Genomic DNA, 23842 nt, shown 5'->3' with positions numbered 1-23842 from the left:
AACAGAACCAGCCATCTCTTCAACATCCAAAATCTCGCCCTGCAGAAGCGGACTTGCTACGAGCCGCTGGCCTCAACTGACCCTGACACGCAGGGCCGTCCCCCGGCCGCTCGATCGTACGCAGCCACCACGACCCACATCAAGAGCGCCAGAGGCGTCCCTACGGGATCGGCAAGCCGACTCTTGATGTGCGCCGCGCTGGCTGGGTGTGGCGGTCTCGGAGTTCGCATCGTCGAACACGATGGTGAACACGCCGCGATAGACAGCATCGGCGCCGGCTCGAAAGCGATCGCGATCCTCAGCTCAGCTTGGCCTCCAGGTCGCCGGTCATGTGCGTGAACTCTGCACCCAAGTCGACTCCGTACCGGTCGGCGAGAACGAGCACCGACCAAAGGCAGTCTGCAAGCTCGTGGCCCAGCCGCGTGCGGGCGTCCTCAATCTCACGACGGCCGTCGACAGCCATGACGAGCTTGGCGAGATCTCCCACATCTCCTACGAAGCCAAGCGCAAGATCGCCGGTAGTCCACGCGCTACGACCAGCAGCTACGTTGTAGCGGTCATACAGCTCGTTGATTGCAACAGCACGCGCCTGCAAGGTTGCAAGATCCATGCCGGTAGACCCTAGCCTCATCGCGCCCGGGCCATGCCCCCGAGGTGCGCACGAAACCCCACTCGTACTGAGTAGCTCACCTGACAGCGGTCGTGCGATCAGCGTGCGATGAGAAACGGTCAACAGGGGTCACTCGGGGGTACTCGTGAGCTGCGGCACAGCTTCGTCTCGCTGCTGTCTAGCAGCGGAGTACCGATCGAGGACATATCGCGCCTGGTCGGCCACGTGAGCACCAACGTCACCGAGAAAGTCTACCGGCACGAGCTGCGACCGGTGATGACGAGAGGGGCCGCGACGATGGATCAGATCTTCAAGCAGATGGACGACCACAGGCAGGAACTGGAGTCTTAGCCTCCCGGGTCAAACAGAAGAAGAGGCCTTTCCCAGTCGGGAAAGGCCTCTGAGCTGCGGTGGAGCTTAGGGGATTCGAACCCCTGACCTCTTCCATGCCATTCACACCTGACCACCGAACGACGGTCGAACCGCAGCATGCTCACGCTCGACGGCTGGGCTAGCCACCTTGCCCCAGAAGGGGATTCCCAATCGGTCATCGGCCGGCTGCCGTCCACGCTGGGTCTAAGGGACCGGTGGGCGTGCGGCTTGCGGATCAGTCGCGAGAGCTCGCCAAAGGTCCCCACGAGAGTGTGCACGTACGCGCAATCGTGGAGAAGCCGAGCGACTCGTAGAGACGGCGCGGTGCCAGGTAGCCGTCGTCTCCGCGTGGAGCGAGGGACCGGTTCAGTCGCGCCTGCTCGGGGCGACCTCGCGCACCATCACGCAGTTGCCCAGGCCCTTGTGCCGGTCGTAGGTGAAGCCCTCGCGCTCGTACATCGTGCGGGTGCCGTTGTAGAGGAACGAGGAGTTCTTCTTCCGGACCCCGCCGGTGTCGTGCGGGTAGCCCTCGACCAGGCCGCCGCCGGCCTGCGCGATCAGCTCGACCGCTCCGCGCAGGGCGATCGCCGCCAGGCCGTGACCGCGAAAGCCGCGCTCGACCAGGATGCAGGTGACCCGGTAGTCGGGCAGTCGCTCGGCAGTGGCGACGTACTCCTTGCGGTGTTGGATGTTGGGCAGCTCCTCGGGTGATCCGTACTCCGCCCAGGCGACGGCCCGGTCGCCGTCGTAGACCAGCGCCGCGTGTGCGATCCCGTCGGCCACCAGACGTTGCTTGAGCGCCCGGTTCCCCTCGGCGGTCTGGCCCTTCTCCGCGCAGTCGGGATGGAAATGCGTACACCAGCAACTGGCGAACATGCCCTTGTTCCGCTCGACGAGAGCGGCGAAGTCGTCGAACGTCTCCGGCGTGAGCGCCTTCATTGTGAAGTCGGACATGCCGACAACGTACCCCCGATTGCGGACGTTCTGCGTCCGGTAGCGATGGACGAGATCCTGCCCCGAAACCGGTGGTCACTCAGGTCATGCAAGAGGCCGGCCTCCCGAAGGGGAATCCGGCCTCTGACCTGCGGTGGAGCTTAGGGGATTCGAACCCCTGACCTCTTCCATGCCATTCACACCAGGCGCTCCCGCCACCCCATGTGGCCTATGACTGCGAGTCCGGCGCAGTCCGTGGCCGTCCGAGCCGACACACGACGGTTGTCACTCAAGTTAGACACTCGCTCCGGCGTCGCCTCTAGTCCAGATGACCTCTTCGGTGCGAGTGCGGATCCGCCGTCCCGGCCACTCCCAAACTCGTCCCGGGGTGGTCGAGCGCCTCTTGGGCCGCGCAACGAGTCTCTGAGCGTGTCAGGAGGTTCGCTGCCTTCTGCTGCGCCCCGGACTCGGCGCTCTGCCGCCGTCCTGGCCAAGGTCGGTTCACCCACTGATCCAATCGTCACTAACACCGCCCACGCATGCAGCGATGACACCCTGTAAGCGCCTCAGACCTTCACTGTGCGTACGTGCACTGGCACACTCAGGCCCTGGGGATGCATGTCAATCAGTCCTAGGGGGGACCATGGCTCGCAAAACACATTCGTTTTCAATCTATCTACTAAAGAAAACGTACGACGCATCGAACGCATTGACCGCTGGCCACAAGCTAGAAGAGAGTCATCCAGGAAAGCCCACCGCAGGCGTTCAAAAGGTCTTTATCCTGAAGGGCACAGCAAAACCACCGTGGTGGAAGGAATACTTCAAACTAAACGATAAACTTCTTCAGGAATTCCAAGGATCCCTCGTATTCATCGAAGTTGCGGGGCGGAATTTTGCAGTGTCATTTGGAAGCAGTTATAACTACTTGCGAGAAGAAAGCTACGAATACGACTTTGGCTTGAGAGTCACTCTGAACTGCATCGATCCAGACAAGATTAAGAATACCGACGCCGTTTCGGCCGACTCGGCGAGGCGTCAGCGCACTCAAATGCCCAGTGACTCCGATCTGACATTCTTCGACGTTGACAGCGACTCAACGATCCTCAAGGCACTCGCGGGCAAAGTACGCGCGGAACATAAGGGGAAAATCGGCAGCGCTACCGGTTCGAATAGTCTGAGGATAACCTCCCCTGTGGATCCGGATTCATTGAAGGACTTGCTTGGAGAACTCGTAGGCCTATACGAAAGCGATGCATACAGGACCAGATTCCCAAGTATTCGCAATATTCAGCCCATTAAGGACCCGCCACTAGTTGGCGAGTTGAACCTTGCATTAGTAGAGGCGATTAGGTCCAGATCGGCCAACGTATCGATGGCTGTGCCGGATATTGTCGACTATCGAGATGAACTTTTCGCGGACTTCACTGGCGAGGGCACGAGTCAAAGGTATGACAGCATCTCCATTGATGCGTATTACGACTATCTCGATGACAATTCCTTTGACTTCTCAACTCTCACATACGAGACCTTGCAAAGACATCGAGCAAGGTTAATCAATGGGGAGAATGAGCCGCGCCAGGGATTCTCTGCACATCGATGCTTCGTCTACGAGGCGACGCTTAAAGGCGATACCGCCGTCTACCATTGCGTGGACGGCAGTTGGTACCGCGTCGACAGACAGTTTTTGGAGGAACTGACGTCGTATCTGGATGCCAAGATCACGACGCTTGACCTACGCGACTGCGCGGAGCATCTAGAAGGTGACTACAACAAAGAGACCGCAAAGACTCCTGGCATCATCTGCCTCGATACGAAAGACATCAGTCCGAGCGGCGCGACAAACGTCGAGCCCTGCGATCTGCTCACATTGCGGGATGAGCGAGCATTGTTAATACATGTGAAGATTGGGACAAGCGCGCGCGAGCTTAGCCATCTGTTCAACCAGGGGGCAAACTCGGCGGAACTGCTCAAGAGCGAAGCCCGTTCACGCACAAAGCTGCAACAACTGATCAAATCGCAGAGCAAACCCAATGACCCCGTAATTGAATGCCAGGAAGCGGTCGCTCAACGACGCTACTCTGTGATGTATGCCATCATCACTAACAAAGAGGCAAGCGAGAAGTCAAAGAACTTGCCGCTGTTCTCGAAGATATCCCTACGCCGAAGCCTCAGAACCCTGGACAATATGGAGGTTCCGGTATTCTGTGGCTTCGTCAAAGATGGAGTGGATAGAAGCGGAAAAGAGAAGGTGCGGAGACCCCGGAAGGCGCGGAAGAAGCCAGAGTGAACCTTGATGCATCTGTTTCTATGCCAAGATGCGGAAGTCGCGGCGAACCCTGCGGCTACTTGAGATGCGTGATCGCGCCGATGGTGCCCACTGTTCAGTCACGTCCGCACAACCACACGCCATGAAAGCGCCGGGCTACTGCCAGCCCGTCGCGTTCAAGTCGTCCATGCAACGTTGCTGCTAGTGACAAAGCAATGACTCATACGCAAACTCCGCAGCCATACCTTGGCCACGGGGGCGACATCCAGGTCGCTGATAAGTCCAATTAGTGGGGGCGATGGTGCCGCAGAAATTTGTTGCGAGTTGCGCAGATGCTGACTGGAGCTTCCTTGAGACTGCACCCGCTCTTAGCCAATTGGCTGGCGTCTTGGCTGGCTTTGTCTTTGCTGGCATTGTCATGCTGCTCAGTCGCCCCATAGTCGCGAACAACCAGGTTCAGACACTCAGTCTCTTCCTGGCAGGCTTCATTACGCTCGCCCTGGACAGCTACCTCTTTGCCGCCATGACCGGCGACTCTCCGGCGCCCGCGTTGTGCGTACGGTCCAGGTCAGTAGGGCTCATCGCGAGTGGCCTACTCGGGCTCGGCGGCGTCGCCATCCTGGCCGGCATCTCGTGGCTTTTGGCGACTGCCGTGGTCTCAACTGGGAAGAAGGCGAAGAGGCTCCAGAACGAGTTACGCACTCTCGAACTCTTCACACAGTTTGTTCTTTACGGCACGGCGTTTTCCATCGGGGCGTTCGTTGCCATCACGGCAGTTGACTTTCTTGTGTACGGCCTCGGAGACCGGGCTCCATCGGGCTTAAACTGGTACGCCGTTGTCTACATGGTCATTTTTGCCGCGATGTTAGGCGCATCCAGATATCGCAAGCGGCGCTCACCAGAGCCCAGCGAGCGTTTCCTTACATTCGCCATCTTCTGGACGGTGTCTTACGCGGTAGTCGGTTCGGTGGGGACGACCGCGATCATGACGCCGACGGCAGTCCAATGGCTGTCAGCGCCGACAGGTCTCATCTGGGCAATCGCAGCGTTCACCATGCTCGGTGCACTACCCGCTGTATTGGCCTTGGTCCACGCCGTGCCCCAGCTCAAGATCTCTGTTGGCAACGCCAGAACAGGACGGGCGCAGCTGGAACCATCCCGTCCTGCGCCCCCAACCCCCGCGGGTTCTGTCAATGCGGCCGAAGAGACAACTTAAAGCATCGACGCGCCGTCCCGAGTGCCGCGCAGCATGCAGTCCGATCCGGACGCAGTCCAGGTGAGCAGCGCCTCCGCGTCGTCGCGCACGACCCGCGCGGTCTCCACCGCGGCGATCATCCCGTTGCGGTGGACGTCGCGGCGGGCGATCGATCGACCAGGAGCGAAGATCATCGGGCCATGGTACGGCCCGTCTCTGGGCCACGCCGCAGCCCGGCCATGAGGTTCAGGAACAGGCACTAAGGATGCTCTTGACGGTTACGTGTCAAGCGCGCGGGCAGTCCTGCCGGATCGTCCCGATAGCTGCCGACCTTAGGTTCGGATCGGTGCGGGTCCAGGGGCGAGCTTGCTCGATCGCGAAGCGACGCCGGAGGCGCCGTTCACGCGCGCCGGGCCGGACCGTCCCTTCCATGATTGCTAGCGGGACGATGCGGTAGCAAAGGTGAGACGGCAGGCTGCCTGGTCCACGGCCGCGGGTGGCCGGCCTTTGCGAGTGGGACCACCGACAGGGTGTCGGATCGTTGATGGCGAGTTCTGCTGTCTTCGACCGGCACCCTTGGCACGTGCGTGCCAAGCCAACGGGGGACGGGGCCGACGAGCCCTTAGGCGAGGAGCCGGAGGCTGCCCCGCTCCCCCGGTCCTGTGGTGGCGGCGCGCCTTTCGGGCCCTGGAGGGGTTTGTCTTGAGGAGGACGAGCGGCAGAAGCTCCTCTCCTGGGTGCCCGTGATCAAGGACACCATCGAGAATGCTCAGCAAGAAGCGGCGATGCAGGCCGCCAAGTTGGTGGGAGGAGAGCGATTCTCCCAAATCTCTCCCACTGACCGCTCTAACGAGAACAGGTCAGGGGGCGAAAGTGCCTCCTGACCTGCTGATACTTCTGGTGGAGCTTAGGGGATTCGAACCCCTGACCTCTTCCATGCCATGGAAGCGCGCTACCAACTGCGCCAAAGCCCCGCGGTGTCTTGCGACTCCGGAAGTTTAGCGGATGGGGGGCCGCAAAGAAAAATCGGGTGGGGTGGGGCTGGGGGTGAGCAGGAGCACGTCTGGGATGGCTGGGTTGGAGGCGCTGATCGGGGTGTTGGAGTGGTAGATGGGCGAGCAGTTTGGGGTTGCTGTTGTGATCTTGAGACAGACGTCCACGGCACACCCAACCCGCCCAGCACCTTCCCTCTGCAGGTCAGCGTTGGGGGTCGTCGGACATGACCGGTTCGGGGAGGGAGCCGGCGTTCCATTCTTCGATTCGCCAGCCGTGGCGGCCGGGGAGGAGGGAGATCCAGTTGCAGTTGGAGAGGCCTCCGAACGCGGGCCAGTGGGCCTTGGGGATACCCAGGAAGAGGCAGATGCCGACCCGCGCTGCTAGACCGTGGGTGGTTACGACCACGGTGTCGGAGGGTTCACCGTGCTCGACGGCCCGGGCCAGGGCTGGGGCGAAGCGTTCGGCTACCTCTTCGACGGTTTCGCCGGCTGTACCGCGCCGCTGGGGTTCGCCGGAACGGATGCGGGCGGCTGCTTCCGGGTGGATCGCGGCCAGCTCTTCCATCGTCATGCCGGCCCAGTCGTCGACGTTGATCTCGCGCAACGCCTCGTCGTACTCGATCTTGAGGCCGGTCAGGGCGGCGAGCTCACCGGCGGTCGCGACGGCGCGCTGAAGGTCGCTGGAGAAGAGCCGCGTCGGCGCCAAGGACGCCAGCCGCAAGGCGGCGGCGCGGGCCTGGGCGACGCCGACGTCGTCGAGCGGGATGTCGGCCTGGCCCTGGATCTTGTCCTGCAGGTTCCACTCGGTCCGGCCGTGCCGCCAGACGATCAGCCGCCCCGCGGTCATTCGACCGCGGAAGAGGTGCCGGCAGCGTCGGCAGCGCCGGGACCGGGAGACGGCAGCGGGATGATCGGGCAGTCGCGCCACAGGCGCTCCAGCGAGTAGAAGCTGCGCTCCTCGTCGTGCTGCACGTGGATGACGACCTCGAGGTAGTCCAGCAGCACCCAGCGACCCTCGCGCGCGCCCTCCCGGCGGACCGGCTTGGCGTCGAAGTCGACCCGCAGCTTCTCCTCGATCGCGTCCACGATCGCGCGGACCTGGCGGTCGTTGGAGGCGGAGGCGACCAGGAACGCGTCGGTGATGGCGAGCTGCTCGGAGACGTCGAACGCGAGAACGTTCTCGGCCTTCTTGTCGTGGGCCGCCTCGGCTGCCGCGGTGAGCAGCTCGATGGCGCGTTCGGTGGCAGGCATGCCTAGTCCTTTGATAGTCGGCCTTCTAGTGGTTGGTGTAGAGCTGGCGCTTGGCGATGTACTGGACGATCCCGTCCGGAACCAGATACCAGGTCGGGTTGCCCTTGGCGACCCGTTTCCGGCACTCGGTGGACGAGATGGCCAGGGCCGGTACTTCGAGCAGGGTGACGCGGTCCATCGGGAGCTTGTCCAGCGGCAGCTCGAGCGACTCGGTCCCCGGCCGGGTACAGCCGACGAACTGGGCCAGCTTGAACATCTCGTCGACGTCGCGCCAGGTGAGGATCTGGGCCAGCGCGTCCGCGCCGGTGATGAAGAACAGCTCCGCGTCCGGGTAGAGCTCGGCCAGGTCGCGCAGCGTGTCGATCGTGTACGTCGGCCCGGGCCGGTCGATGTCGACCCGGCTGACGGAGAACCGGGGGTTCGAGGCGGTGGCGATCACCGTCATCAGGTACCGGTCCTCAGGCGGCGAGACCTGCCGCTCCGACTTCTGCCAGGGCTGCCCGGTCGGGACGAAGATCACCTCGTCGAGGTCGAAGTACGCCTGTACTTCGCTGGCCGCCACCAGGTGACCGTGGTGGATCGGGTCGAAGGTGCCACCCATCACACCCAGGCGGCGACCGGGTCGCACCCGTTCCGGGGAATCCACGTCAGCTCGTTCCGCCGCTCAGCTGTGCGGCCGGCCCTTGCCCATGATCAAGGTGATGAGCAGCATCACGACCAGGACAGCCAGGGCGAACCCGCCGTACCACCACGGTGAGATGTGCGCGGCCTTCTCGGCAGCGTCTTCGGTGGCCGCCAACTGCGGCAGGAGGAGGGAAAGCATGAGGCAGAGCCTATCTCTTGCCGGCCTACGCAAGCGCGACCGGTGGGCCGGGTGGCCTGCCGGTCGCGCGGGAGTGGTGTCAGCTGTGCCGGATGTAGCGGGTCAGCAGCCGGCGCCAGGCGGAGGGGCCGATGTGGTCGCGCTGATGGATCGCGGCGACACGGCGCCTCTCGTCGATGTGGGCACGGGCGACTTCGGGGGTGATCATGATTCCTTCACAAGGTTGTACCGGAGCGTCGGAGCGGGCGGCTCCGACACTTGAAATTATATGACGCGTCCTGCTACTACACAAACGAATTAAAGGCAGATCAGCTGATCTTCCTACGAATCTGCGGTAAACGGAGGGGAACACATGGACGCGATCGATCGGCAACTGGTCGAGGCGCTACGCGCGAACGGCCGCTCCAGCTGGGCCGAGCTCGGCCGCGAGGTCGGGTTGTCCGGCCCGAGCGTCCAGGAGCGCGTCAAGCGGCTGGAGGAACGCGGCGTACTGCTCGGGTACCGCGCTGTGGTCGCGCCCGAGCAGGTGGGGCTCGGCACCAGCGCGCTGGTCGGGTTGTTCCAGCGCGACGACGTGGAGACCGACGACATCGTCGAGGGGGTCCGCCAGATCCCCGCCGTGGAGGACTGCTGGTTCGTCGCCGGCGATCAGGAACTGGTGGTCAAGGTCCGCGTCCCCGACGTCGGCCACCTGGAGGAGGTCGTTGCCAGCCTCCGCCGCGTCAACGGCGTGGTCCGGACCCGGACGACCGTGGTCCTTTCCACCCGCTGGGAAGCACGCCCCGCTCCCCTACCGGAGTAAGAACGAGCGGACCTCAGCGGCGATCCGGGCCACCGCCTCCGGGCTACCGGTGGAGTTGATCGGGCTGGGGTCGCTCGACGAGCCGTGGTCGAGGCCGTCGAACTCGATCCGGCGACCGCGCGGCAGCACCTCGACGAGCGCATCGCGAGCAGGCTTCAGAAAGGGCAGCCCCTTGCTGCCACCGAGAACCAGTACGTCGGCCGCAACCTCGCGGAACTCGTCGAACCGACCGGCAAGCTCGACGATCAGCGCGCCCTCGTAGTGCACGGTCGGCGCCAGCTTGCGCAGGGTGATGTCGTCAGGTCCCGCCTGCCGATCCTCCTTCTTCATCATCTTCTCGGTGATCGACGCCAGCAGCCGGCGCGGCATCACCTTGAAGATCGGCGGCGCCAGTTCCAAGCCGTACATGCTCGTGATCATCGCGGCGGCAACGTTGCCCTGAGCAATCTCCTGGTCGAAGCGGGCCAACCAGGCCGCGTGCGGAGCCGCGTCCGCGACCAGGGCGGGTTCGTACACAGCCACCTTGCGCACAATCGGCAGCGTCCGCGCGGCCTCCAGCACGATCGCGCCGCTCGCGCTGACCCCGAAGGCCAGGTCGCCCCCGGCCTCGGCCAGGACAGCCTCGAGATCCTCGACCTCGGTGCGCGCACTGTGGTCGGGCCGATGCGGACCGGACATTCCCCGCCCACGCCGATCCGGTAGGTAGACGGTGAAGTCGTCCGCCAGCGCCTGGGCGAGCAGGGTGTGACTGCGGGCCGATTCCATGCTGCCGTGCAGTACTACGACCGCCGGTCCTCGGCCGGTCTTCAAGTAGCCGATCCGGGTGCCATCGCGGGACGTCACCGATCCCTGGGTCAGTTCTTCAAGGTCTGGTTTTCTCATGGACCGATAGTTACATGTGATCTAGTTACATTGCAACTAGTTTCTCTGACCTCTAGACTGCTGCCATGCAGCCGACCTTCCGCCGTTCACCTTTGGCGCTCGCGATCCTCGGCCTGCTGGAGAACGGGCCGATGCACCCGTACGGGATCCAGCGGCTGATCAAGCAGTGGGGCAAGGACCAGGTGGTCAACGTCGGCCAGCGCACGAGCCTCTACCGGATGATCGTCCGGCTCGAGGACGCCGGGCTGATCGCCGCCGGCGACACCGAGCGGGACGAGCGGTACCCCGAGCGCACCACGTACCACCTGACCGAACCCGGCCGGGAAGCCTCACGGCAGTGGCTCGCGGAGATCGTCGCCACCCCGCGCAACGAGTTCCCCGAGTTCCCGGCCGCCTTGTCGTTCGTGATGCTGCTGACTCCGCAGGCCGCGACGGGGCTCCTCGAGGAACGCCGTGACCACCTCGCGCAGCGCATCACCGAACTCGAGGCCGACCTCGCGTCGGAGTACGAAGGCGCGCCGGTCCCCCGGGTGGCGCTGATCGAGACCGAGTACCAGCGGGCGATCACCGAGGCCGAGGTGCGCTGGATCGAAGCCCTGCTCGACGACCTGCGGACCGGCTCACTCACCTGGCAGGCCGCCCTTCGCCCCAGCCAAGCCGGCACCGATCAGGCCGGCACCGATCAGACCGGCACCGATCAGGCGATGGCATGACGAGTGGCCCGCAGGCCGTCGAGATCTGGTGGGCGCGGGTCCGCGATGCTCGGCCGGAGTTGGCCGCAGACCTGGATGCCGCCGAAAGAGGCCGCTTGGCGGCGTACACCAGGGATGAGGACAAGGCGCGTTTCCTGCTGGGCGCCGCGGTGATCCGCAGAGTGCTCGGACGAGATCTGGAAGTACCGCCTGCCGACGTGCGGCTGGATCGAACGTGCCCGGACTGCGGCCGGCCGCATGGGAAAGTCGCGACCGACGGAATGCAGTTGTCGGTGTCGCACTCCGGCGACCTGGTCGCCGTCGCCTTCCATCCCCGTACTGCGGTCGGCGTCGACGTCGAACTGGTGGATCCGACCATCGAGGCGGACTCCCTGGCCGCGGTCAGCCTCTCCGAGGTGGAGGCGGATCAGCTAACCGAAGTCGAACCAGCCGAGCGGGCGCGGGCGTTCACGCAGTACTGGACTCGCAAGGAGGCGGTCGTGAAGGCGACGGGTGACGGGATCCGGGCCGATCTGCGGAAGGTGATCGTCAGCGCGCCCGATCACCCGGCCGCGCTGCTCGAGTGGTCCGGTTACGACGGACCCGTCCGGCTGGTGGATCTTCCGGCGGGACAAGATTACGCGGCCGCGCTGGCCGTGCTGTCGGACGAAATCCCCGACGTGCGCTCGATCGACGCGGGCCCGCTGCTCAGCTCCGGATCTGTCCCTCGCCGATGACGACGTACTTCGTCGAGGTCATCTCGGGCAGCCCCATCGGCCCGCGGGCGTGCAGCTTCTGCGTCGAGATCCCGATCTCCGCGCCGAACCCGAACTCCCCGCCGTCGGTGAACCGGGTGCTCGCGTTGACCACCACGGCCGCCGAGTCCACCGCCTGGACGAACCGCCGCGCGGCCGCCTGCGACCGGGTGATGATCGCGTCGGTGTGACTCGAGCTGTACTTGCGAATGTGCTCGACCGCCGCCTCCAGCGAATCCACCACGGCGGCGGAGAGGTCCAGCGAGTGGTACTCCTTGCCGTAGTCCTCGTCGGTGGCCACCAGGATGTCATTGCCCGCAGCAACAACCTGGGCGTCGCCGTGCACCGTCACACCGGCCTCGGCCAGCGCCGGCAGAGCCTTGGCCAGGAAGTCGTCGGCCACGGAGGAGTGCACCAGCAGGGACTCCGCCGCGTTGCACACGCTCGGCCGCTGGGTCTTGGCGTTCAGCAGGATCTTGAGCGCGAGGTCCAGGTCCGCGTCGGCGTCGACGTACACGTGGCAGTTGCCGACGCCTGTCTCGATCACCGGCACGGTCGACTCCGACACCACCGTCTGGATGAGCCCGGCGCCACCCCGCGGGATCAGCACGTCGACGAGCCCGCGCGCCTGCATGAGTTCCTTCACGGCGGCCCGGTCGCCCGGCACGCCCTGGACCACGTCGGCCGGCAGTCCAGCCTCGGCCGCGGCGGAGCGCAGTACGTCGATGATCGCGGCGTTCGACCCGGCCGCGGAGGACGAGCCGCGCAGCAGGACCGCGTTGCCGGACTTCAGGCAGATGCCGGCCGCGTCGGCGGTCACGTTCGGGCGGGCCTCGTAGATGATGCCGACCACGCCGAAGGGCACGCGCACCTGGCGGAGCTCCAGGCCGTTGGGCAGCGTGTAGCCGCGGACGACCTCGCCGACCGGGTCCACCAGGCCGGCGAGCTGCTCGAGCCCGGCGGCCATCGCGTCCACCCGGCTGGGGTCGAGAGCCAGCCGGTCCACGGTCGACTCCGGCGTACCGGCTTCGCGCGCGGCGACGACATCCTTCGCGTTCGCCGCGACGATCGGCTCGGTGTTCGCGCGCAGGGCTGCCGCCATGGCGTGCAGCGCCGCGTCCTTGGTCGCGCGGGAAGCCGCCGACAACGCGTACGAGGCCTCCCGGGCCCGCCGGCACAACTCGATGATCTCGCTCACCTCATCATCGTAGGGCGACCTCCCACTCCCCCGCCCACCCGTCTCAAGCGCGGCCTAGGCGACCCAGTAGGTCCTCGTGTTCGTGAACTCGCGGATCCCTACCGCGGCCAGCTCCCGTCCGTAGCCGCTGCGCTTGGTCCCGCCGAACGGCAGCCGCGGGTCCGACGCCACCACCGCATTGACGAACGCGGCCCCGGAGGTGATCTGGCGCGCCACCTCGACACCACGCGACGGTGAACCGGTCCAGATACTGAGCCCCAGCCCGTACTGCGTGGCGTTGGCCAGGGTGATCGCCTCCTCGACATCTGCGGCGACGGCGACCGCGGCCAGCGGGCCGAAGGTCTCCTCGTCGAAGGCGGGCATGCCCGGAGCGGTCCCGGTCAGCACAGTCGGCTCGAAGTAGTACCCGGGTCCGTCGATGTTCCCGCCACCGGCGACCAGCACAGCCCCCGCCGCGACGGACTCGTCCACCTGCCGCTGCAAGACCGCCCGCAGGTCGTCACGAGCCAGCGGGCCGACGGCGACCTCGCGATCGGTCGGATCCCCGACGGCCAGCGCCTTCACGCCCAGCACGAAGCGGTCGATGAACTCGTCGGCGACGGCCGCCTCGACGATGAACCGCTTCGCGCACACGCAACTCTGCCCGGAGTTCGCGAACCGCGCCCGTACGGCGGCCGCCGCCGCAGCCTCGAGGTCGGCATCCGCGAGGACCACGAACGCGTCCGATCCCCCGAGCTCGAGCACCGAGCGCTTCGACGCACGACCTGCGGCAGCCCCGACGGCGGCGCCCGCCCGGTTGCTCCCGGTCAGCGTGACCGCGGCGATCCGGTCGTCCGCGATCAACCCCTCGATCGTGGCCGGCACCTCCGGCTCGTCCACCACCAGCGTCGTGACGAGGTGTTCCCCGAACCCGGCCTCGACGAACACCTTCTCCAGTTCCAGCGCGAACCCGGTCACGTTCGGCGAGTGCTTCAGCAGTACTCCGTTGCCAGCGGCAAGCGTCGGTACGGCGAACCGGAACACCTGCCAGGCCGGGAAGTTCCACGGCATCACCGCGAGCACCAGCCCGACCGGCTCGTACGCCACCCACGCGCGGACCCCGTCGACCGGGACCTCCTCGTCGGCCAGGATCGCGCCGCCGTTCGCCGCGTAGTACTCGGCCGTGACGGCGGACTTCTCGATCTCGCCCTCGGCCTCCTTGATCGGTTTCCCCATCTCGGCCGTGATCAGCGCGGCCAGCCGTGCGGATTCCGACCGAAGGTGGCCAGCCAGCCGAGTCAGCGCCTCGAGACGGTTCTCGACCGGAGTACGTCCCCAAGCAGCCGCAGCAGCAGAGCCCTGTACTACGGCCTGCTCGATCTGCGCGGGGGTCATCGCCTGGTAGGTGGCGAGCGTGGTCCCGTCAGCCGGGTTGATCGTGGTGATCATCGGGTGGTCAGCCCGCCCCGGTCGCTCTCCGAGAGGTGCTCGAAGGTCTCACCGGTGGCTGTGATCGTGCGGGTGACCTCGCGGCCGCCGTACACCCAGTAGATCCGCATCGGCTCGTCGCCGCGGTTGAGGAACCGGTGCGGCACGCCCGCGGGGACCCAGGTCGCCTCGCCGGCCACCAGGTCGAAGCGCTCCCCGTCGATCTCCGCGATCGCGAGGCCCTCGAGGATCAGCACGGACTCCTCGACGTTGTGGCTGTGCACGGGCAGGCCGGTGCCGACGGCGAACACGGTCTGCCCGGTGGTGATGCGGTTGTCCTCGGCATTCCAGCGACCGACGTACGGGATGGTGACGACGCCGTTGCCGCGGTCGAACGGTACGACCTGGTCGGGACGGATCAGCAGGTTCATCGGTTGGCCTCCGGGCTGTGGTGGTGGAAGAGCCGGCGGGCCAGGGTGTTCACCTGGCTGCCGGGAACGACGTGTTCGGCGACGGCCGCGCGCCAGACCTTGAAGTGCGGCGCGGCTCGGTGCGCGTCGACGGCCGCCTCGCCGGCGTAGGTCTCGTGCAGCGTGAAGTGGTGGTCGTCAGCGAGGTCCTGGCTGACGTCGAAGGCCAGGCAGCCGGGCTCGTCGGTGAAGGACCGCTCGGCGTTGGTGCGGATGGCGTCGACGAAAGCGTCCAGGTGGCCCGGGACGACCTGCAGGGAGACGGTCAAGGTGATCACGGGAGCTCGACCCCTGTCTCCGCGCTCAGCGTCGCCAGGCTCGCCCAGGTGGTGTCGGTGAGCGTGATGCCGACGGCGGAGAGTTCGGCGTGATGGCGGTCCTCGAGTTCGCCGGGGACGAGGATCTCGTCGGCCCAGGAAGCCTTCTCGGCGGCGCGGGTCGCGTCGACGAGGGCCTCCACCCGTTCGCCGTACTCCGCTGGGTCGGCCATCGCGGCGACATCGATGGTGAGCAGGAGATGACCGGCGCCGCTGGTCGCGTCCGGCTGGTAGGGGCCGGCCACCTCGTCGCCGAACGCGCTGCCGGTGAGCACCCCGGCCAGGACGTCGAACATGAACGAGATGACGTATCCCTTGGGCCCCGCCATCGGGAGGATCAGGCCTTCGATCGCTGCCCGCGGGTCGGTCGTCGGGTTGCCTTCGGCATCGGCTGCCCAGCCCTCGGGGATGTCCGTCCCCCGCTCGGCCGCCAGGTAGACCTTGCCGCGGGCAACCGCCGTGTTGGCGAGGTCCATCACGACGGTGCCGTGCCGCCCGGCTGGGGCCGCGATGGACCAGGGGTTCGTGCCGATGCTCTTGTGCTTGCCGCCCCACGGAGCCATCGCCGGGCTGGCGTTCGTGCAGAGCAGGGCGACGCAACCGGCCTCCGCCGCCCGGCGGGTGAAGTACGCCGCGGTGCCGAAGTGGCCCGAGTTGCGGACGCCGATGGAGCTCACGCCGAAACGCTTGGCTCGCTCGACACCGAGGGTGACCGCCTGCTCGGTGATGACCTGGCCGATGCCGTGGCCGCCGTCGAGCACGACCAGCGCGCCGGTGTCCCGGACGGTCCTCACCTGGGTGACGTTGCGCATCGCGCCGCTGCGGAGGCGAGCGACATACCAGGGCAGGCGGAGCATGCCGTGCGAGGCGTGACCCCAGAGTTCCGCCGTCACCAGGGTGTCGGCGAGCAGGTGGGAGTCCGCGGCCGGGACGCCTTCGGCGCGCAGTACGGCCTGGGTGAACGCCAGGAGGGCATCCGGATCCGTCCGCTGTGCGGCGGCGGGCGGCGATACCGAAAGATGGGCCATGCCTTGCTCCGATCGGGTGCGAGACTGGAGCCAGAGAAGCATACTTGTATACAAGTACGCAAAGGAGAGTTTCGGATGACGGACAGAGTGCGGCGCGCGTCGGGCGGTCAGGTCGTGTACGCCGAGCTGAAACGGCGCATCCTGTCGCTCGATCTGCCGCCGGGGCGGAGGTTGTTCGAGCCCGAACTGTCGGCGCAGTTGCAGGTGAGCCGGACGCCGCTGCGCGAGGCGCTGCGGCTGCTGCTCGCGGAGGACCTGCTGGAGCAGTTGCCGACGGGCGGGATGGTGGTCCGCTCACTGTCGGCAGAGGAGATCGACGAGCTGTACACGGTGCGGGCGTCGCTGGAGGGGCTGATGGCGGCGGAGGCGGCCGAGCGGATGACGGACGAGGGCGCCGAAGCGCTGACGCTGCTGGTGGCGCGGAACCAGCGGCTGGTGGAGTTCGCCGACGACGCGATGAACGCCGGCCACGACTTCCACCTGAAGATCGCGGAGATCGCCCGCCACGGCTGGGCCGCCCGCCTCCACGAACAGGTAGACGGCCAGATGGCCCGCTACCGAGCCTTCACCAACTCCTCCCAATCCCGCCGAACAGCCGCCCTCCACGAACACCAGCAAATCCTCGAGTCCCTGATAGCCCGAGACGCCCCCCGCGCCCGCGCCCTAGCAGAACACCACGTCCTAGAAGCCCGCAACACAGCCCTGACCGCAATAGGCGAACGCCTTCCCTAGCCGGCAATTCACTCTGTGGTTGCTCTTGGCTTGTTAGCGAGGCAGTGGGTGGTAGCGGCGTTCGGGGCGGCCGGCGGTGCCGTAGCGGGGGCGCATCTCGGCTCTGCCGACTGTGACGAGGTGTTCCAGGTAGCGGCGGGTGCTGCTGCGGGAGAGGCCGGTGGCCTCGGCGCAGTCGGTGGCGGACAGGCCGTCGTCGGAGGCGTTGCCGAGGGCTCGTAGGACCAGGTCGGTGGTTTCCGGGCTGATTCCCTTGGGCGGCGGCACGCGGCCGCTCTGGGTGCGGAAGACCCGGTCCACCTCGTCCTGGTGCGCCTCCGTCAAATGGTGGAGTTCCGCCCAGTGAGCCGCGTAGTCCTCCAGCCGACTTCGAAGAGACTCGATCTCGAACGGCTTCACCAGGTACTGGAAGACCCCGCCACGCAACGCAGTACGAAGCGTGTCGAGGTCGCGGGCGGCGCTGATCACGATCACGTCGACCGGATAGTCGGCCGAGGACTCGCGGAAGCGGCGCAGTACCTCGAGGCCGCTCATGTCCGGCAGGTAGATGTCGAGCAGCACCAGGTCCGGCCGGAGCGTGCGCACAGCGGCGAGTGCCTCGGCGCCGGTGCGAGCGGCACCTACCACCTCGAAGCCAGGTTGACGCGCAACCACGCTCGAGTGGAGCCGGGCGACCATGAAGTCGTCGTCCACGACGAGGACCTGGATCATGCCTGAGCCGCCTTGGCGAGCATCGGCAGCGTGGCGACGAAGACGGCGCCCGAGTCGTTGTGCACCGTCACGTCGCCTCCGCGCTTGCGGCAGATCACCCGGACGAGCGCCAGCCCGATCCCATGGTCGTCATCCGACTCGCTGTCCTTCGTACTGAACCCGTGCGTGAAGACCCGATGCTGCATCGCACTGTCCACCCCAGGCCCCGAGTCCCGAACCTGGATCCGTACTGCGCCCGCATGCTCGACAACTTCCACGGCGACAAAGGGATCCCGGGCTCCGGCGGCGGCATCGAGCGCGTTGTCGACCAGGTTCCCGAGCACCGTGGACACGTCGGTGGCGAGTCGTTCGTCCAGGCGCGGCAGCCAGGTCGCCTGGTCGACGACGAAGCTGACCCCGCGCTCTGCCGCCTGGCTGGACTTCGCGATCAGCAAGGCGGCGACCGCGGGATCGGCCACCCGAGCGGTGACCCCAGCGGTCAGCTCGGTCTGGTCGGCCGCGATGCGCTGGATGTAGCGGCGGACGTCGTCGTACTCCCCCAGTTCGATCAGGCCGCTGACGATGTGCATCCGGTTGCTGAACTCGTGAGCCTGCGCGCGCAAGGTGTCGGTGGTGTTGCGGGTCAGGTCGAGCTCGCGCTGGAGTTCGAGCAGTTCGGTGCGGTCGCGGAAGGTGGCGACCCAGCCGATGTGGCGCCCGTGGCTGCGGACCGGCATCCGGTTCAGCGTGAGCACTCGCCCGTGCAGCGGCAGGACCCGGTCGGTCGCGGGTTCCGGCCCGTCGAAGATCTCCCCCAGCCGGCCGGTGTCGTCGACCTCGACCAGCGCCCGGCCCGCCGAAGTCAGCGGGATCCCCAGCAGATGCGCGGCCTCGTCGTTGACCATGGTGATCCGCCGCTCGAGATCGACGGCGAGCACGCCCTCCTTGATCCCGTGCAGCAGGGCTTCACGCTGCTCGACCAGGCCGGTGATCTCGCGCGGCTCCAGCCCCAGCGTCTGACGCTTGACGGTCCTTGCCAGCAGCAACGAGCCGAGCACGCCCAGCAGGCTGGCGATGCCGAGATACGTGAGCAGGTTCGGCGTTGCGGTCGCGAGGTTTGCCAGCAGGGACGGGTACTGGCGGCCGACCGCGACCACCCCGTCGGTCTCGCGGGTCTCCACGTTGATGATCGGCGCCATCGCCAGCGCCGCACCGGTCTCCTCGTCACGCCCCATCCACGAGCGGCCGAGGAAGGCGTCGGTCTCCTGCAGCCGCGCCACGGAGGTCTGCGGCACGGGATCGGTGGAAGCGATGATCCGGCGATCCCGCAGGGCGACCTTCACATACGTCGAACCGGAGAAGGTCCGCCCGGACTCCACCACGGACTGGGCCTGGCTGACATAGTCGGGCGCACCGTCCGAGCCGGCGGCCCCGCGTGCTCCGGCTGCGGCGGCCTCTCGGACTCCGGCGGTCACCGCCAGCCGCTCGGCCACGGCGAGCGCACGGCGGCCCTCCGTGTCGCGGAACCGGGCGTTCGACTGAGCCAGTGAAACGGCGGCCACGCCGACGAGGACGATCAGCACGATCAGCAACTGCATGGCCAGCATCCGCCCGGCCAGCGTCCACCGACGCCTGCCCAGGAACGCTCTCCATCTCGCGGTCACGGGTTGATTGTGCGCGGCACCGCCCGATCTGGCCAGCAGGCCGTGAGCAGAATGAGCACAACAGAGTTTGCGTTCGTAACGGTGACACCGGATCGGCCCCAGGCCACGCTGACGGCACCCGCTCCACCGAAGACCCAAGGAGGCCGCCGTGCAAGCACGGACGTGGTTCACCAGTATCACCGCCGCCGTCACCCTCGCCGTCCTGGCGGCCGGCTGCGGCGTCAGCGCCGACGACAACGCCTCCGGCGGAACCAGTTCGGGCCCGGTCGAGGGCCTGCGCATTCTGGTTCCGAACTCGCCCGGCAGCGGCTACGACACGACCGCCCGGGCCGCCGCCAAGGCGATGCAGGACGCGAAGCTCACCGACACCGTCGAGGTGTTCAACACCGCCGGCGCCGGTGGCACGGTCGGCCTGCAGCGGCTCGTGAACGAGAAGGGCAAGGACGACATCCTGATGCAGATGGGACTCGGCGTCGTCGGGGCCGTCTTCACGAACAAGTCGAAGGCCACCCTGCAGGACACCGTGCCGATCGCCCGGATGGTCTCCGAGGCCGAGGCGATCGTCGTACCGAAGGGTTCGCCGTACACGAGCCTCGAGCAGCTCGTCACCGCCTGGAAGGCGGACCCGGGCAAGGTTCCGGTCGGCGGCGCGTCGAACGCCGGCGGGCCGGACCACCTGACTCCGATGCTGCTCGCGAAGGCGGTCGGCGTACAGCCGAAGTCGGTCAACTACGTCGCGTACGACGGTGGCGGCGAGCTGCTGACCGCTGTACTGGGCAAGAAGGTCGCCTTCGCGGCCACCGGGATCGGCGAGGTCGCGGAGCAGGCCAAGTCCGGCGACGTGAAGATCCTCGCGGTGACCAGCGAGCAGCCGGTCGAGGGCATCGACGCGCCGACCCTGAAGAGCCTGGACGTCGACCTGGTGTTCACCAACTGGCGGGGCATCGTCGGCCCGCCCGGGCTGCCGGCAGAGAAGCAGCAGCAGTACAACGAGCTGCTGACCAAGATGCACGAGTCCTCGCAGTGGAAGCAGACGCTGGCCGACCAGGGCTGGACCGATTCCTTCCAGACGGGTGACGAGTTCAAGGCCTTCCTCACCTCGGAGAACGACCGGGTCGCCGGCGTACTGCGAGAACTCGGCCTCGTCGCCTGATGAGCACCCCGACCATGAGCACCGTGAAGCAGGGCCGCTCCGAGTTGGGAGTGGCCCTCCTGCTCCTGCTGCTCGGCGGCTGGGCGATGATCGACGCCCTCCGGCTCCCGGAGCTGGAGACGCGGGGGCCGATCGGGCCGAGGACGGTCCCGCTCGCGGTCGGCCTCCTGCTGGTGGTGACCGCGGTCCTGCTCGCCATCGACATCCTGCGGGGTGGCCGGGGCGAGCAGGAGGCCGGTGAGGACGTCGACCTCGCACACGGCAGCGACTGGCAGACCCTGGGCATGCTGGTGGCCGCCTTCGTCGCGAACATCGTGCTGATCGAGCGGCTCGGCTGGCCGGTCTCAGGGGCGGTGCTGTTCTTCGGCACCACCTACGCGCTGGGCAGCCGGCACCTGATCCGCAACGCGATCATCTCGATCGCGCTGTCCGTCGGCAGCTGGTACCTCTTCTACCTCGGCCTCGGCATCCACCTGCCGGCCGGGATCCTCAAGGGAATCCTCTGATGGACGCGCTCACCGAACTGCTCAACGGGTTCGCCACCGCCGCCCACCCGACCAACCTGCTCTACGCCTTCGTCGGCGTCCTGCTCGGTACTGCGATCGGCGTGCTGCCCGGGATCGGCCCGGCGATGGCGATCGCGCTGCTGCTGCCGCTGACGTACTCGCTGGAGCCGACGCAGGCCTTCATCATGTTCGCCGGCATCTACTACGGCGGCATGTACGGCGGCTCGACCACCTCCATCCTGCTGAACACACCGGGTGAGAGCGCGTCGGTCGTCACCGCGATCGAGGGCAACAAGATGGCCCGCAAGGGCAGAGCGGCGGCAGCGCTGGCCACCGCGGCGATCGGGTCGTTCATCGCCGGCACCATCGGCACGCTCTGCCTGGCCCTGCTGGCACCCGCGATCGTCCAGCTGGCCGTGAAGATGGGTGCACCGGACTACTTCGCCGTGATGGTGCTCGCCTTCGTCGCCGTCACCACCGTGCTCGGCTCGTCCAAGGTCCGTGGTGTGGCCGCACTCGCGATCGGCCTGCTGATCGGTCTGATCGGGATCGACCCGACCTCCGGACAGCAGCGGCTCACCCTCGGGCTGCCGGAACTTGCCGACGGCATCGATGTGGTCGTGGTCGCGGTCGGGTTGTTCGCGGTCGGCGAGGCCTTGTGGATCGCCGCGCACCTGCGCCGTACGCCGGCCGACATCATCACCGTCGGTGCCGCCCGGATGAGCCAGGAGGACTGGCGCCGGTCCTGGAAGCCGTGGCTTCGCGGTACGGCGATCGGCTTCCCGTTCGGCGCGATCCCCGCGGGCGGCGCCGAGATCCCGACCTTCCTGTCGTACGTCACCGAGAAGAAGCTGAGCAGGCACCCGGAGGAGTTCGGCCACGGTGCGATCGAGGGCGTCGCCGGTCCCGAGGCGACGAACAACGCGTCGGCCGCGGGTGGCCTGGTTCCGCTCCTCACGCTGGGGATCCCGACCACCGCGACCGCCGCGGTGATGCTCGGCGCGTTCCAGAGTTACGGCATCCAGCCGGGCCCACGGCTGCTGGAGACGCAACCCGAGCTGGTCTGGGGCCTGGTGGCCAGCCTGTTCATCGGCAACGCGATCCTGCTGGCGCTCAACCTCCCGCTCGCCCCGATCTGGGCCAAGCTGCTGCGGATCCCCCGGCCATACCTGTACGCCGGCATCCTGTTCTTCGCCAGCATCGGCGCGTACGCCGCCAACCTGTCCACCTTCGACCTGTGGCTGCTGCTCCTGCTCGGTGCGCTCGGCTTCGCGATGCGCCGGTTCGGGCTGCCCGTCGTACCGGCGATCATCGGGATCATCCTCGGGCCTGTCGCCGAGGAGCAGCTGCGGCGCGCGCTGCAGATCAGCGACGGCCAGCTGAGCGGCCTCTACAACACCTGGTTCTCCAAGACCGTGTACTTCATCATCCTGCTGGTGCTGGTGGTCCCGCCCGTGGTGAACTCGGTGCGGAAGCGGCGTCGGCCGGCGGACCGGGAACTCCAACCCTCTGAGCGAGCGGGAGACTGATCGTGGCGATCATCGTCGGGTACGTGCCGACTCCTGAAGGCGTGGCCGCGTTGGAGAGCGCGATCGACGAGGCGCAACGCCGGCATCAGCGCCTGGTCGTGGTGAATTCCTCCCGCGGCGAGTCCCTGGTCGACAAGCGGTTCGCCTCAGGCACCGAGTGGCAGTCGGTGGAGGAGCGGCTCACCGCGTCGGGCGTCGACCACGAGCTGACGCAACTGGTGGAGAGCAAGGATGCGGCCGACCAGATCCTCAAGCTGGCGACCGAGCTGAACGCGGAGCTGATCGTGATCGGCCTGCGCCGCCGCACGCCCGTCGGCAAACTCCTCCTCGGCAGCCAGGCGCAAACCATCCTGCTCGAAGCCGAGTGCCCTGTCCTGGCGGTGAAAAGCAGCTAGAGCCCTGGTGCGGGCCGTTAGAGCAGGACCAGGTCGTCGCGGTGGACGACCTCGCGCTCGTACGCCGCGCCGAGCTCGCGGGCCAGGTCCCGGGTCGAACGGCCCAGGAGTTCCGGGAGCTCGGCGGCGTCGTAGTTGACCAGGCCACGCGCGATCACCACGCCGGCCGGTGACACCAGGTCGACGGGATCGCCTGCGGAGAAGGTCCCCTCGACGCCGCTGATCCCCGCGGGGAGCAACGAAGTACGGCGTTCGGTGACTGCGCGGACGGCGCCTTCGTCCAGCTGGAGGCGGCCCTGCCCCGAGGTCGCGTGGGCGAGCCAGAGCAGCCGGGTCTTGCGGCGGCGCCCGGTCGGGTGGAACAGCGTACCGACCGGGTCACCGCGGAGCGCCTCGCCGACGTGTCCGGCAGAGGTCAGGACGACCGGAATCCCTGCCTCGGTGGCGATCGCGGCCGCCTCGACCTTCGTCTGCATACCGCCCGTGCCGACGCCGGACGAGCCGGTACGCCCGATCTTCAGCCGGGCCAGGTCCGCCGGACCACGGACATCCGTCAGCATCGTGGTGCCGGGCTTGCGCGGATCCCCGTCGTACAGGCCGTCCACGTCGGACAGCAGGACGAGCAGATCCGTGTGCACGAGGTGGCTGGTGAGCGCGGCCAGGCGGTCGTTGTCGCCGAACCGGATCTCCGTGGTGGCGACGGTGTCGTTCTCGTTCACGATCGGTACGACGCCGAGCTCCAGCAGGCGGGCGAAAGTCCTGTAGGCGTTGCGATAGTGGCTGCGCCGGGTGACGTCGTCGACGGTCAGCAGCACCTGGCCGACGCGGAGTCCGTGCGCGGCGAAGGCGTCGCTGTAGCGGGCCATCAGCAGACCCTGGCCGACCGACGCCGCGGCCTGCTGGGTGGCGAGATCCCGCGGACGCGAGCGCAGTCCCATCGGGGCCAGGCCGGCGGCAATCGCTCCGGACGAGACCAGCACGACCTCGGTGCCCTCGACCCGCCGGGCCGCGACGGCGTCGACGAGCAGACGAAGGCGTTCCAGGTCGATCCGGCCGCGCTGGGTCAGGGACGACGACCCGACCTTGACCACGATCCGCGCTGCGTCGACAACCTCCGCGCGCCGCTTCATGAGCTCTCCCGCATCATGCTTCCTACGATCCCGTAGTGAGTCGGTCA

Annotated in this window: 28 protein-coding genes and 1 tRNA gene; 11 read left to right on the top strand and 18 right to left on the bottom strand. The window is 67.0% G+C overall.

Going from position 1 to position 23842, the window contains the following annotated elements; all coding sequences use genetic code 11:
* Positions 1–298 precede the first annotated feature (298 nt).
* On the bottom strand, positions 299–610 hold the full coding sequence (locus EV644_RS41320; protein WP_132196714.1) for a nucleoside triphosphate pyrophosphohydrolase family protein: 312 nt from the start codon (positions 608–610) through the stop codon (positions 299–301).
* A 108-nt stretch (positions 611–718) separates the two neighbouring features.
* On the opposite strand from EV644_RS41320, the gene EV644_RS41315 reads away from it, so the two are divergent.
* Entirely contained in the window at positions 719–961 is a 243-nt protein-coding gene (locus EV644_RS41315; protein ID WP_132196712.1) for a site-specific integrase, read from the top strand.
* 387 nt (positions 962–1348) lie between these two features.
* Here EV644_RS41315 and EV644_RS41310 read toward each other — a convergent pair whose 3' ends face one another.
* The gene (locus EV644_RS41310; protein WP_132196710.1) at positions 1349–1936 is read right to left on the bottom strand and encodes a GNAT family N-acetyltransferase; all 588 of its coding nucleotides are present in this window, start codon (positions 1934–1936) and stop codon (positions 1349–1351) included.
* 622 nt (positions 1937–2558) lie between these two features.
* Here EV644_RS41310 and EV644_RS41305 point away from each other — a divergent pair.
* Entirely contained in the window at positions 2559–4202 is a 1644-nt protein-coding gene (locus tag EV644_RS41305; RefSeq protein WP_158293088.1) for a DUF6119 family protein, read from the top strand.
* Between the two features lie 277 nt (positions 4203–4479).
* On the top strand, positions 4480–5397 hold the full coding sequence (locus EV644_RS41300; RefSeq protein ID WP_132196706.1) for a hypothetical protein: 918 nt from the start codon (positions 4480–4482) through the stop codon (positions 5395–5397).
* Here the strand turns inward: EV644_RS41300 and EV644_RS41295 are convergent.
* From EV644_RS41295 to EV644_RS47390, 7 genes are all read right to left on the bottom strand, one after another.
* Positions 5394–5570 carry a hypothetical protein gene (locus EV644_RS41295; RefSeq protein ID WP_199240323.1) on the bottom strand — a complete coding sequence of 59 codons (177 nt, stop codon included), beginning with the start codon at positions 5568–5570 and terminating at the stop codon, positions 5394–5396. The two genes, EV644_RS41300 and EV644_RS41295, sit on opposite strands and share 4 nt — an antisense overlap.
* A gap of 704 nt (positions 5571–6274) precedes the next feature.
* Positions 6275–6350 (bottom strand) — tRNA-Ala (locus tag EV644_RS41290).
* Positions 6351–6573: 223 nt separating this feature from the next.
* Complete coding sequence (locus tag EV644_RS41285; RefSeq protein WP_132196704.1) at positions 6574–7218, bottom strand: histidine phosphatase family protein; 645 nt, start codon at positions 7216–7218, stop codon at positions 6574–6576.
* Complete coding sequence (gene rsfS / locus EV644_RS41280) at positions 7215–7622, bottom strand: ribosome silencing factor (protein ID WP_132196702.1); 408 nt, start codon at positions 7620–7622, stop codon at positions 7215–7217. The genes EV644_RS41285 and rsfS overlap by 4 nt, the downstream gene beginning before the upstream one ends.
* A 25-nt stretch (positions 7623–7647) precedes the next feature.
* Positions 7648–8268, bottom strand: a complete 621-nt coding sequence (gene nadD / locus EV644_RS41275; RefSeq protein WP_132196700.1) for a nicotinate-nucleotide adenylyltransferase — start codon at positions 8266–8268, stop codon at positions 7648–7650.
* 18 nt (positions 8269–8286) lie between these two features.
* On the bottom strand, positions 8287–8445 hold the full coding sequence (locus tag EV644_RS45805; RefSeq protein ID WP_199234833.1) for a hypothetical protein: 159 nt from the start codon (positions 8443–8445) through the stop codon (positions 8287–8289).
* Between the two features lie 79 nt (positions 8446–8524).
* Positions 8525–8653, bottom strand: coding sequence for a hypothetical protein (locus EV644_RS47390; RefSeq protein ID WP_255511470.1), 129 nt, complete (start codon positions 8651–8653; stop codon positions 8525–8527).
* 144 nt (positions 8654–8797) lie between these two features.
* Between EV644_RS47390 and EV644_RS41270 the strand changes: the two genes are divergently transcribed.
* The gene (locus tag EV644_RS41270) at positions 8798–9247 is read left to right on the top strand and encodes an Lrp/AsnC family transcriptional regulator (protein ID WP_132196698.1); all 450 of its coding nucleotides are present in this window, start codon (positions 8798–8800) and stop codon (positions 9245–9247) included.
* Here EV644_RS41270 and EV644_RS41265 read toward each other — a convergent pair.
* Positions 9236–10129, bottom strand: a complete 894-nt coding sequence (locus EV644_RS41265) for an alpha/beta fold hydrolase (protein WP_132196696.1) — start codon at positions 10127–10129, stop codon at positions 9236–9238. The two genes, EV644_RS41270 and EV644_RS41265, sit on opposite strands and share 12 nt — an antisense overlap.
* A gap of 65 nt (positions 10130–10194) precedes the next feature.
* On the opposite strand from EV644_RS41265, the gene EV644_RS41260 reads away from it, so the two are divergent.
* Positions 10195–10842, top strand: coding sequence for a PadR family transcriptional regulator (locus tag EV644_RS41260; RefSeq protein WP_132196694.1), 648 nt, complete (start codon positions 10195–10197; stop codon positions 10840–10842).
* The gene (locus EV644_RS41255; protein ID WP_132196692.1) at positions 10839–11558 is read left to right on the top strand and encodes a 4'-phosphopantetheinyl transferase family protein; all 720 of its coding nucleotides are present in this window, start codon (positions 10839–10841) and stop codon (positions 11556–11558) included. The genes EV644_RS41260 and EV644_RS41255 overlap by 4 nt, the downstream gene beginning before the upstream one ends.
* Here the strand turns inward: EV644_RS41255 and EV644_RS41250 are convergent.
* From EV644_RS41250 to EV644_RS41230, 5 genes are read right to left on the bottom strand one after another with little or no spacing between them, the layout of a single operon-like run.
* Positions 11530–12774: a glutamate-5-semialdehyde dehydrogenase gene (locus tag EV644_RS41250; RefSeq protein WP_132196690.1), complete on the bottom strand. Its 1245-nt coding sequence runs from the start codon at positions 12772–12774 to the stop codon at positions 11530–11532. The genes EV644_RS41255 and EV644_RS41250 overlap by 29 nt on opposite strands.
* 54 nt (positions 12775–12828) lie before the next feature.
* Positions 12829–14202: an aldehyde dehydrogenase family protein gene (locus tag EV644_RS41245; RefSeq protein WP_132196688.1), complete on the bottom strand. Its 1374-nt coding sequence runs from the start codon at positions 14200–14202 to the stop codon at positions 12829–12831.
* Positions 14199–14612 carry a cupin domain-containing protein gene (locus EV644_RS41240; protein WP_132196686.1) on the bottom strand — a complete coding sequence of 138 codons (414 nt, stop codon included), beginning with the start codon at positions 14610–14612 and terminating at the stop codon, positions 14199–14201. The genes EV644_RS41245 and EV644_RS41240 overlap by 4 nt, the downstream gene beginning before the upstream one ends.
* Entirely contained in the window at positions 14609–14929 is a 321-nt protein-coding gene (locus EV644_RS41235) for a putative quinol monooxygenase (RefSeq protein WP_132196684.1), read from the bottom strand. The genes EV644_RS41240 and EV644_RS41235 overlap by 4 nt, the downstream gene beginning before the upstream one ends.
* Positions 14926–15996, bottom strand: coding sequence for an Ldh family oxidoreductase (locus EV644_RS41230; protein ID WP_132196682.1), 1071 nt, complete (start codon positions 15994–15996; stop codon positions 14926–14928). The genes EV644_RS41235 and EV644_RS41230 overlap by 4 nt, the downstream gene beginning before the upstream one ends.
* A gap of 75 nt (positions 15997–16071) precedes the next feature.
* Here EV644_RS41230 and EV644_RS41225 point away from each other — a divergent pair, with 75 nt between their 5' ends.
* A complete protein-coding gene (locus tag EV644_RS41225) occupies positions 16072–16728 on the top strand; it encodes a GntR family transcriptional regulator (RefSeq protein WP_132196680.1) in 657 nt (218 codons plus the stop codon).
* Positions 16729–16761: 33 nt separating this feature from the next.
* Here EV644_RS41225 and EV644_RS41220 read toward each other — a convergent pair whose 3' ends face one another.
* Together EV644_RS41220 and EV644_RS41215 are read right to left on the bottom strand one after the other, a co-directional pair.
* Complete coding sequence (locus EV644_RS41220) at positions 16762–17439, bottom strand: response regulator (protein WP_132196678.1); 678 nt, start codon at positions 17437–17439, stop codon at positions 16762–16764.
* The gene (locus tag EV644_RS41215) at positions 17436–19082 is read right to left on the bottom strand and encodes a sensor histidine kinase (protein WP_199240322.1); all 1647 of its coding nucleotides are present in this window, start codon (positions 19080–19082) and stop codon (positions 17436–17438) included. Before EV644_RS41215 ends, EV644_RS41220 begins: the two co-directional genes overlap by 4 nt.
* A 148-nt stretch (positions 19083–19230) precedes the next feature.
* On the opposite strand from EV644_RS41215, the gene EV644_RS41210 reads away from it, so the two are divergent.
* From EV644_RS41210 to EV644_RS41195, 4 genes are read left to right on the top strand one after another with little or no spacing between them, the layout of a single operon-like run.
* Positions 19231–20235: a Bug family tripartite tricarboxylate transporter substrate binding protein gene (locus EV644_RS41210; protein WP_132196676.1), complete on the top strand. Its 1005-nt coding sequence runs from the start codon at positions 19231–19233 to the stop codon at positions 20233–20235.
* Positions 20235–20741 (top strand): tripartite tricarboxylate transporter TctB family protein, encoded by a 507-nt coding sequence (locus EV644_RS41205; protein ID WP_241999395.1) that lies wholly within the window; start codon positions 20235–20237, stop codon positions 20739–20741. The genes EV644_RS41210 and EV644_RS41205 overlap by 1 nt, the downstream gene beginning before the upstream one ends.
* Positions 20741–22270: a tripartite tricarboxylate transporter permease gene (locus EV644_RS41200; RefSeq protein WP_132196674.1), complete on the top strand. Its 1530-nt coding sequence runs from the start codon at positions 20741–20743 to the stop codon at positions 22268–22270. Before EV644_RS41205 ends, EV644_RS41200 begins: the two co-directional genes overlap by 1 nt.
* Before the next feature lie 2 nt (positions 22271–22272).
* Positions 22273–22665 (top strand): universal stress protein, encoded by a 393-nt coding sequence (locus EV644_RS41195; protein ID WP_132196672.1) that lies wholly within the window; start codon positions 22273–22275, stop codon positions 22663–22665.
* Between the two features lie 17 nt (positions 22666–22682).
* Here the strand turns inward: EV644_RS41195 and proB are convergent, their stop codons facing one another.
* The gene (proB, locus tag EV644_RS41190) at positions 22683–23795 is read right to left on the bottom strand and encodes a glutamate 5-kinase (RefSeq protein ID WP_132196670.1); all 1113 of its coding nucleotides are present in this window, start codon (positions 23793–23795) and stop codon (positions 22683–22685) included.
* Positions 23796–23842: the final 47 nt, after the last annotated feature.

The organism is Kribbella orskensis (assembly GCF_004342085.1).
Taxonomy (GTDB): domain Bacteria; phylum Actinomycetota; class Actinomycetes; order Propionibacteriales; family Kribbellaceae; genus Kribbella; species Kribbella orskensis.
This window is presented reverse-complemented; position numbering and strand designations above follow the sequence as displayed.

Bases quoted from the DNA above. Each gene is read 5' to 3' on its own strand.
- EV644_RS41320 (WP_132196714.1), bottom strand. From the start codon at position 610: ATGGATCTTGCAACCTTGCAGGCGCGTGCTGTTGCAATCAACGAGCTG.
- EV644_RS41315 (WP_132196712.1), top strand. From the start codon at position 719: ATGAGAAACGGTCAACAGGGGTCACTCGGGGGTACTCGTGAGCTGCGG.
- EV644_RS41310 (WP_132196710.1), bottom strand. From the start codon at position 1,936: ATGTCCGACTTCACAATGAAGGCGCTCACGCCGGAGACGTTCGACGAC.
- EV644_RS41305 (WP_158293088.1), top strand. From the start codon at position 2,559: ATGGCTCGCAAAACACATTCGTTTTCAATCTATCTACTAAAGAAAACG.
- EV644_RS41300 (WP_132196706.1), top strand. From the start codon at position 4,480: ATGGTGCCGCAGAAATTTGTTGCGAGTTGCGCAGATGCTGACTGGAGC.
- EV644_RS41295 (WP_199240323.1), bottom strand. From the start codon at position 5,570: ATGATCTTCGCTCCTGGTCGATCGATCGCCCGCCGCGACGTCCACCGC.
- EV644_RS41285 (WP_132196704.1), bottom strand. From the start codon at position 7,218: ATGACCGCGGGGCGGCTGATCGTCTGGCGGCACGGCCGGACCGAGTGG.
- rsfS (WP_132196702.1), bottom strand. From the start codon at position 7,622: ATGCCTGCCACCGAACGCGCCATCGAGCTGCTCACCGCGGCAGCCGAG.
- EV644_RS45805 (WP_199234833.1), bottom strand. From the start codon at position 8,445: ATGCTTTCCCTCCTCCTGCCGCAGTTGGCGGCCACCGAAGACGCTGCC.
- EV644_RS47390 (WP_255511470.1), bottom strand. From the start codon at position 8,653: ATGATCACCCCCGAAGTCGCCCGTGCCCACATCGACGAGAGGCGCCGT.
- EV644_RS41270 (WP_132196698.1), top strand. From the start codon at position 8,798: ATGGACGCGATCGATCGGCAACTGGTCGAGGCGCTACGCGCGAACGGC.
- EV644_RS41265 (WP_132196696.1), bottom strand. From the start codon at position 10,129: ATGAGAAAACCAGACCTTGAAGAACTGACCCAGGGATCGGTGACGTCC.
- EV644_RS41260 (WP_132196694.1), top strand. From the start codon at position 10,195: ATGCAGCCGACCTTCCGCCGTTCACCTTTGGCGCTCGCGATCCTCGGC.
- EV644_RS41255 (WP_132196692.1), top strand. From the start codon at position 10,839: ATGACGAGTGGCCCGCAGGCCGTCGAGATCTGGTGGGCGCGGGTCCGC.
- EV644_RS41245 (WP_132196688.1), bottom strand. From the start codon at position 14,202: ATGATCACCACGATCAACCCGGCTGACGGGACCACGCTCGCCACCTAC.
- EV644_RS41240 (WP_132196686.1), bottom strand. From the start codon at position 14,612: ATGAACCTGCTGATCCGTCCCGACCAGGTCGTACCGTTCGACCGCGGC.
- EV644_RS41230 (WP_132196682.1), bottom strand. From the start codon at position 15,996: ATGGCCCATCTTTCGGTATCGCCGCCCGCCGCCGCACAGCGGACGGAT.
- EV644_RS41225 (WP_132196680.1), top strand. From the start codon at position 16,072: ATGACGGACAGAGTGCGGCGCGCGTCGGGCGGTCAGGTCGTGTACGCC.
- EV644_RS41220 (WP_132196678.1), bottom strand. From the start codon at position 17,439: ATGATCCAGGTCCTCGTCGTGGACGACGACTTCATGGTCGCCCGGCTC.
- EV644_RS41205 (WP_241999395.1), top strand. From the start codon at position 20,235: ATGAGCACCCCGACCATGAGCACCGTGAAGCAGGGCCGCTCCGAGTTG.
- EV644_RS41200 (WP_132196674.1), top strand. From the start codon at position 20,741: ATGGACGCGCTCACCGAACTGCTCAACGGGTTCGCCACCGCCGCCCAC.
- proB (WP_132196670.1), bottom strand. From the start codon at position 23,795: ATGAAGCGGCGCGCGGAGGTTGTCGACGCAGCGCGGATCGTGGTCAAG.